We start from the raw sequence: 6,351 nt of genomic DNA, 5'->3' as shown, positions 1-6,351 counted from the left end.
CAGGGCCGCGTCGCCCAGGTGCTCGGGTCGCTGGTCGGGATGTGAGGCCGACGGCAGCGCGGCCTCAGCCGACGGCTCGTTCGGCCACGAGGACCGCGGCACTCAGGCGGTCGAGGAGCTTTCGCTCAGCCAGGCCGTGATACGGCAGCCGGCCGCCGACGCCACGGCGGTGACGAAGGTGCCCCAGCACAGGTCGGCGATCGTCACCCTCCAGGGCCAGTCGCGCAGGGTGGCCTGGTTCGTCAGGTCGTAGGTCGCGTAGGCGACCAGCCCGAGCAGGGCGCCATAGCCGAGCGCGACCGTCCAGCGCCGCGCATCGAGCCCGGGCGCGACGGCGAAGACGAGCATGCCGGCGACGTACAGCGCGTAGAAGATCGCCGCCGGGACGAGGTCGAAGCGCTCCAGCATGATGCGGCCGAGGGCCGGCCGGTACAGGCGGTCGGCCATGGCCCAGAGCCAGGCCGCGTCGAGGGCCAGGAAGACCAGGGCCGTCGCCGGGTAGGCGATCAGGATCTGCGTGATGCTCATGGCGAGCCCGCAGTCGTTCCGCCGCGCTGCGGCAAGCGGACCAGCCGCGCGACGTCGTAGCCTTGTGCCGCGACGATGGCCTGCAGGCGAGCGTAGTCGCTGTCGGCGAGGGTCGGCGTCCGGGCCATGATCCAGACGTAGTCGCGCTTTTCGCGCCCGATCACCACCTGGGCCTGGTCGGCCGACAGCCAGGCGATGCGGTAGTCGGCCCGGAACGGCCAGACGTACTGCTGGCCCCACACCGCGTTGCCGCTGCCGGGGACGACGAAGCCGCGCGACCGGAGCACGCGACGCGGGCCGTCGAAGGCACCGGAATTGAAGGAGAACGTCGTCGCGATGCTGCCGTCCGGCTCCAGCGCGTAGTTCTCCATTGGTGCGTGGGCGCCGCGCTCGAAGACGGTCGGGATGGCGGCGATCACGTACCAGTCGCCCATGAAGCGGCCGAGGTCCACGGCCGGGGCGAGGGCGAGGGGCGGCCGCGGCGGCGCCGAGGCGCAGGCGCCGAGCAGGAGCAGGCCCGCGGCCAGGATCCAGGAAGTCTTCTTCACGGCAGTTCTCCATGCAGGGGACGGCGCGCCGCGCGCGGCCAGAACGGCACGAATGCCGGCGTGCGCGCGATGTAGTCGCGGTAGGCCGGGCGCCGCTCGGCGATGTCCTTCTCGAGCAGGCTGACGCCCGAGACCCGGAGCAGCAGCACCGTCATCAGGAGCGGCGAGACGACCGTCCACGCGGCGCCGGCGGGGTCGGCGGCCAGCGCCAGCAGCCACAGCCCCCACCAGACGCAGGCCTCGCCGAAGTAGTTCGGATGACGCGTCGTGCGCCACAGGCCTCGGTCCATGACCCGGCCGCGGTTGGCGGGGTCGGCCTTGAAGCGGGCCATCTGCCGGTCGGCGACGGCCTCGAAGACGATACCGGCCGCAGCGAGGGCGAACCCGACGATGTCGAGGATGCCGAGCGGCGACGCGCCGGCCATGCCGGCGAGCAGCGGCGCCGACACGATCCAGGCCAGCAGTGCCTGCAGGCCGAACACCAGGTAGAGGCTCTTCAGCGCGAAACCCGGCTCGTTGCGGGCGCGGATCGCCTGGTAGCGCCGGTCCTCGCCGTGGCCCCAGTTGCGCGCCGTGATGTAGAGGCCGAGCCGGATCGTCCAGACGACGACGAGCCCGACCAAGCAGGCAGCGCGCAGGCTGCTCGCCGGCAGAAGGCTGGCGTAGACGATGCCCGCCCCGGCGATGAACACCGGCCACATCCGGTCGACCAGGCTGACGTCGTGGCGCGCCATGCTGGCGAGCCAGGTCGCGAACGCCAGCGTGGCGGTCGCGGCGAGTCCGGCCAGTGCAACGCCCGGCCAGCCGGTCACGCGCGCCTCTCGAACAGGTAGTGGCCGACCCACCAGCGCTGCCCGTTGTCGTGGCCGAACAGCTCGGCGACGGAGAGGAAGAAGAGCCGCCAGCGCATCCACCAGAGCGCCGCATCGCGGCCGTAGCAGCCGGCCAGGATCGGCATCAGCTCGGCGCGCTGCGCGTCCATGTTGCGCAGCCAGGCCTCGGCCGTGCGCTGGTAGTGCGTGCCGTCCCAGCGCCAGCGGCTCACCAGGCGTAGGTCGTCCTGGAAGCGCAGGGCCAGGTCGTCGGCGGGCATCATCCCGCCGGCGAAGAAGTGCCGGCTCATCCAGTCGCTCGGGTCGCGCTCGACGAACGCATACGGCGCGCCGCGGTGCGCGAAAACGTGCATGAAGAAGCGGCCGCGCGGGGCGAGCCAGCGCGCGACGCGGGCGAACGCGAGCGGCCAGTTGCGCAGGTGCTCGAACATCTCGACCGAGACGATGCGGTCGTAGCGGTCGTCGCTGTCGAAGGCGTTCATGTCGCGGGTCAGGACCTCGACGTTGCCGAGCGAGCGCCGTGCCGCCTCGGCCTCGATGTGCGCGCGCTGCGAGCTCGAGTTCGACAGCGCCGTGATGCGGCTCTGCGGAAAGCGCTCGGCCATCCACAGCGTCAGCGAACCCCAGCCGCAGCCGAGCTCGAGGATCCGCTGCCCGTCGGCGAGGCCGGCCCGCTCGCACGTGGCCTGCAACGCGGCGGCCTCGGCCTCGGCCAGCCCGCCCTCGGCGTCGGCCCAGAAGGCGCTGCTGTACTTGCGGTGCGGGCCGAGCACGGCGGCGAAGAAGGCGGCCGGGACTTCGTAGTGCTGCTCGTTGGCGAGCTCGGGCAGCAGGGCGATCGGCGCCGCCCGCATGTGCTCGACGAAGGCCTCGGTCAGGGCCGCGGCGGCAGCGGCGTCGCCCTCCTGCAGCTCGGCGATGCGCGCCTTCAGCAGGCGGCGGATGCCGAGCCGGACGACGCGGTCCGGCACCAGCCCCTGCTCGACCCAATGTACCGCTGCGGCGGTGCCGTTCGCCATTCGATCGCGTCCTGCGCCGGAGCCGGTTCGGCTCCCGGACGTCCTACGCGCCGGCGCGGTGCGTGGATCACCTGCGGCGCAAACTACGTCGGCAGGCCGGCGGTCGGCCGGGACGGCTACTTGGTGTCGGTGACCCAGCCCTTTTCCGAGATGTCGAAGATCACGCCCTCGGGGTCGCGGAACTTCTCCTCGTAGTAGAGCGTGTCCTTCAGGTGCGGCAGGTCCATGAAGAAGCTGCCGCCGTTGGTTTCGATCTGCCTGCGCGAGTGGTCGGCGTCCTCGACCTGGAAGCCGAAGTGGTGCGTGCCGACGAACTCGTGGCCGCCGGCGACGCCCGCCATCTCGTCGCTCTTGTACTTGAGCAGGGCGATGTTCATGTAGCCGTCGGACAGGTAGACGCCGTCGGCAAGCACCGAGGTCGTGGTGCCGACCCGCTTCAACCCGAACGATTTCTCGTAGAACGACGCGGTCGCCTCGGGGTCCTGGACGGACAGGGCGATGTGGCGGATCTTGGCCATGCGGGCACTCCGGAAGGGTCAGGGCCTGGGGCCCGAAAGGAACTCGCGCAAGGCCTGGCTCACGGCGGCCGGCTGCTCGATCGGATGCCAGTGCCCGCACTGCTCGAGGATGCGCAGCTCCGCGTTCTTCAGGTCGGCGGCCAGGCCTTCGCTGTTGGCGACCGGGCTGACGGCATCGTCGCGGCCGGCCAGCAGCAGCACCGGTGCGGCGATGGCGCCGGCATCGGCAGCGACCGAAGCGGCCATCGCCTCGCAGCAGCGCGCGTAGCCTTCGTCGGACTGGCGCGTCAGCAGCTCGCGGACGAAGGCGACGACTTCGGGCTTCTCGGCCAGCGTGTGCAGCGACAGTCCGCCCTTGACCACCGCCTCGACGATGGCGTCGATGCCCTCGCTGCGGACCTTGGCGACGCGGTCGCGGATGGCCTGCCGCCGGGCTTCGGGCGGGGCCCGGTTGACGCCGATGAAGACCAGCCTGTCGACCCGCTGCGAGTGGGCGACGGCGAAGTGCTGCAGGATCAGCGTGCCGAGCGAGTGGCCGACGAAGCTGGCCCTGGCGATCTGCAGCGCATCCAGCATCGCCTTCAGGTCCTGCACCCAGCCGTCGATCGACAGCGCGCCGGCGTGCGGCGAGCGGCCCGCGCCTTCGAGGTCGAAGCGCACGAGGGTGAAGCGTTCCACCAGGGCGCGGACCTGCGGCTCCCAGACGTTGAGCGTGCTGCCGAGCCCGTGAACGAAGACGACCGGCTCGCCGCTGCCCTGCTTCTCGACCGACAGCTTCTTGCCTCGAACCTCCAGCAGCATCTCGCGCTCCCGATCAATCCTGTCGACACGTCGAGCTTACCGCCCCTGCCGGCGGCAGCCCCGCCGGACAACCGCAGTATCCTGGGGCGACACCGACACCGACCCGATGTCCCCGCCCGCCCGCCTCGAGCTCGCCGCCTGCTACCGGATGTTCGCCCGGCGCGGCATGGACGACCTGATCTACACCCACCTGTCGGCGCGCATCCCGGGTTCGCCCGACCGGTTCCTGTTCATCCCCTTCGGCATGCTGTTCGAGGAGGTGACCGCCTCGACGCTGCTCGAGGTCGACCTCGCCGGCAACGACGTCTCCGGCGCCGGCACGCCGGTGAACCCGGCCGGCTGGGTCGTGCACCGCACCGTCTACGAGGCGCGGCCCCAGGCCGCGTGCGTGATGCACCTGCACACGATCTGCGGCACGGCGGTCTCGGCGCAGCAGGAGGGTTTGCTGCCGGTGAACCAGTTCGGCATCACCTACGCCGGCCAGATCGGCTACCACGACTACGACGGCCCCGGCCTGCGCGCCGAGGAGCGGACGAAGTTCGTCGCCGCCCTCGGCGACCGGCGGATGATGTTCCTGCGCAACCACGGCACGCTGGCCTGGGGCCGCAGCATCGCCGAGGCCTTCACCCTCATGCACTACCTCGAGCGCAGCTGCGAGATCCAGGTTGCGGCGCAGGGCAGCCGTGCGCTGGCGCTGCCGCCGCGCGCGGTGATCGACGCGACGGTCGCGACGGCCCAGGGCGTGGGCGACGCCGGCTTCGGCCGGATCGGCTTCGCGGCCCTGCTGCGCAAGCTCGACCGCGACGACCCGAGCTACCGCGACTGACCCGGCTGCGGCCGCGAACAACGGCGGCGCAGCGGTCAGGGCTTGACGGTCAGCCGGTTCTGGACCGACTTCACGCCGTCGATGCCCTTGGCGAGCGTCTCGGCGCGTGCCATGTTGGCCTGGGTATCGGCGGTTCCGTTCAGGGTCACGACGCCGTTGCTGGTGTCGACGTCGATACGCAGGCCCTTGACGTTGTCGTCGGCGAGCAGCGCCGACTTCACCTTCGCGGTGACGGCCGAGTCGACGACCGCGCCACCCGCCGTGCTTATGGCCGAGGAGGCGCTGTTCATGGCGGAGTTCGTGGTCGGGCTGGGCGTGACGGTGGTCGTCGTCGCAGTACCGGCCGGCGTGGTGGTGGTGGTGGTCTTCTTGTCGCAGGCGACGAGCAGCGCGCTGGCCGCGATGGCGAGGGCGATGGGTGTCAGGCGAAGCGAGATCCGGGTCATGTTGTTTTCCTTTCGCAGGCGTTGCACGCGGGAGCAGGAGGGCTCCACACGCATTCCTGCGACAGGATTGGAAAGGCTGCGGCGGCGTGTTTCTGTCGGATGAGCGAGCAAACGGATGTCGGTGGACGCCGCTCGCCGCGGGCTGGCGGGCACCGCAGACACCGTGGATGCTCCCCGGCGGCCCGGCGGCCCGGCGGCCCGGCGGCCCGGCGGCCCGGCGGCCTGCCCGGATCAGCGGATCTTCGCCGCCTCGCTCTCCATCTGCGACACGAGGCGGTCCATCTGCGCGATGACGGCCTGGATCGTGGCCCCTTGGGTCAGGTCGACGCCGGCCTTCTTCAGCTGCGTCATCGGGTGGTCGTTGCCGCCGCTCCGCAGCAGCGTGAGGTAGCGGTCGGTCGCCGCCTGGCGCAACTCCGGTGCGCCGGTCGTCATCGCCGCGTAAAGCTGCGCCGACGAGGCGAAGCAGGTCGCGTACTGGTAGACGTAGTAGGGCGAGTTGAAGAAGTGCGGAATGCGGGCCCAGGTGTACTTGTAGAAGTCGTCGACGGTGACGGCGTCGCCCCAGTACTCCTTCAGGAGGCCGGCGTAGAGGCTGTTGAGCACCTCGGTCGTCACCGGCTGGTCCTTCTCGACCAGGCGGTGCGCGCGCAGCTCGAAGTCGGCGAACATGACCTGCGTGTAGAACGTGCCGACGATCGAATCGACGGCATGCTGCAGGAGCAGGAAGCGCTCCTTCGGGTCGCTCGTCTGCTGCAGCAGCTTGTCGAGCAGGAAGCGCTCGTTGATCGTCGACGCGACCTCGGCGACGAAGATCGTGTAGTCGGACGTG

At 70.9% G+C, this 6,351-nt stretch carries 9 protein-coding genes; 1 reads left to right on the top strand and 8 read right to left on the bottom strand.

The annotated features are described in order from the left end of the window. Window positions 1–102: 102 nt before the first annotated feature. From AC30N0_RS00615 to AC30N0_RS00590, 6 genes are all read right to left on the bottom strand, one after another. On the bottom strand, window positions 103–528 hold the full coding sequence (locus tag AC30N0_RS00615; RefSeq protein ID WP_489516008.1) for a DUF2177 family protein: 426 nt from the start codon (window positions 526–528) through the stop codon (window positions 103–105). Continuing rightward, window positions 525–1,076, bottom strand: a complete 552-nt coding sequence (locus AC30N0_RS00610; RefSeq protein ID WP_489516007.1) for a lipocalin family protein — start codon at window positions 1,074–1,076, stop codon at window positions 525–527. The genes AC30N0_RS00615 and AC30N0_RS00610 overlap by 4 nt, the downstream gene beginning before the upstream one ends. Continuing rightward, window positions 1,073–1,888 carry a DUF1295 domain-containing protein gene (locus tag AC30N0_RS00605; RefSeq protein ID WP_489516006.1) on the bottom strand — a complete coding sequence of 272 codons (816 nt, stop codon included), beginning with the start codon at window positions 1,886–1,888 and terminating at the stop codon, window positions 1,073–1,075. The genes AC30N0_RS00610 and AC30N0_RS00605 overlap by 4 nt, the downstream gene beginning before the upstream one ends. Continuing rightward, window positions 1,885–2,928: an SAM-dependent methyltransferase gene (locus tag AC30N0_RS00600; RefSeq protein ID WP_489516005.1), complete on the bottom strand. Its 1,044-nt coding sequence runs from the start codon at window positions 2,926–2,928 to the stop codon at window positions 1,885–1,887. Before AC30N0_RS00600 ends, AC30N0_RS00605 begins: the two co-directional genes overlap by 4 nt. Window positions 2,929–3,044: 116 nt before the next feature. Next, a complete protein-coding gene (locus tag AC30N0_RS00595; protein WP_489516004.1) occupies window positions 3,045–3,446 on the bottom strand; it encodes a VOC family protein in 402 nt (133 codons plus the stop codon). An 18-nt stretch (window positions 3,447–3,464) separates the two neighbouring features. Further along, entirely contained in the window at window positions 3,465–4,247 is a 783-nt protein-coding gene (locus AC30N0_RS00590) for an alpha/beta fold hydrolase (RefSeq protein WP_489516003.1), read from the bottom strand. A gap of 106 nt (window positions 4,248–4,353) precedes the next feature. Between AC30N0_RS00590 and AC30N0_RS00585 the strand changes: the two genes are divergently transcribed. Beyond that, window positions 4,354–5,073, top strand: a complete 720-nt coding sequence (locus AC30N0_RS00585) for a class II aldolase/adducin family protein (protein WP_489516002.1) — start codon at window positions 4,354–4,356, stop codon at window positions 5,071–5,073. 35 nt (window positions 5,074–5,108) lie between these two features. Here the strand turns inward: AC30N0_RS00585 and AC30N0_RS00580 are convergent, their stop codons facing one another. Together AC30N0_RS00580 and AC30N0_RS00575 are read right to left on the bottom strand one after the other, a co-directional pair. Further along, window positions 5,109–5,519, bottom strand: a complete 411-nt coding sequence (locus AC30N0_RS00580) for a BON domain-containing protein (RefSeq protein ID WP_489516001.1) — start codon at window positions 5,517–5,519, stop codon at window positions 5,109–5,111. Between the two features lie 231 nt (window positions 5,520–5,750). Then, the coding region (locus AC30N0_RS00575; RefSeq protein WP_489516000.1) for a M3 family metallopeptidase at window positions 5,751–6,351 on the bottom strand (601 nt) is incomplete at its 5' end.

Origin of the sequence: Rhizobacter sp. (assembly GCF_031412495.1) — a bacterium.
Classification (GTDB): Bacteria; Pseudomonadota; Gammaproteobacteria; order Burkholderiales; family Burkholderiaceae_C; genus Schlegelella_A.
Note: the sequence above shows the minus strand (reverse complement) of the source record. Positions and strands in the feature narration are given on the sequence as shown.

What these genes read in the sequence shown, in the direction of transcription:
- AC30N0_RS00615 (WP_489516008.1), bottom strand. Translation starts at nt 528, where the DNA reads ATGAGCATCACGCAGATCCTGATCGCCTACCCGGCGACGGCCCTGGTC.
- AC30N0_RS00600 (WP_489516005.1), bottom strand. Translation starts at nt 2,928, where the DNA reads ATGGCGAACGGCACCGCCGCAGCGGTACATTGGGTCGAGCAGGGGCTG.
- AC30N0_RS00595 (WP_489516004.1), bottom strand. Translation starts at nt 3,446, where the DNA reads ATGGCCAAGATCCGCCACATCGCCCTGTCCGTCCAGGACCCCGAGGCG.
- AC30N0_RS00590 (WP_489516003.1), bottom strand. Translation starts at nt 4,247, where the DNA reads ATGCTGCTGGAGGTTCGAGGCAAGAAGCTGTCGGTCGAGAAGCAGGGC.
- AC30N0_RS00585 (WP_489516002.1), top strand. Translation starts at nt 4,354, where the DNA reads ATGTCCCCGCCCGCCCGCCTCGAGCTCGCCGCCTGCTACCGGATGTTC.
- AC30N0_RS00580 (WP_489516001.1), bottom strand. Translation starts at nt 5,519, where the DNA reads ATGACCCGGATCTCGCTTCGCCTGACACCCATCGCCCTCGCCATCGCG.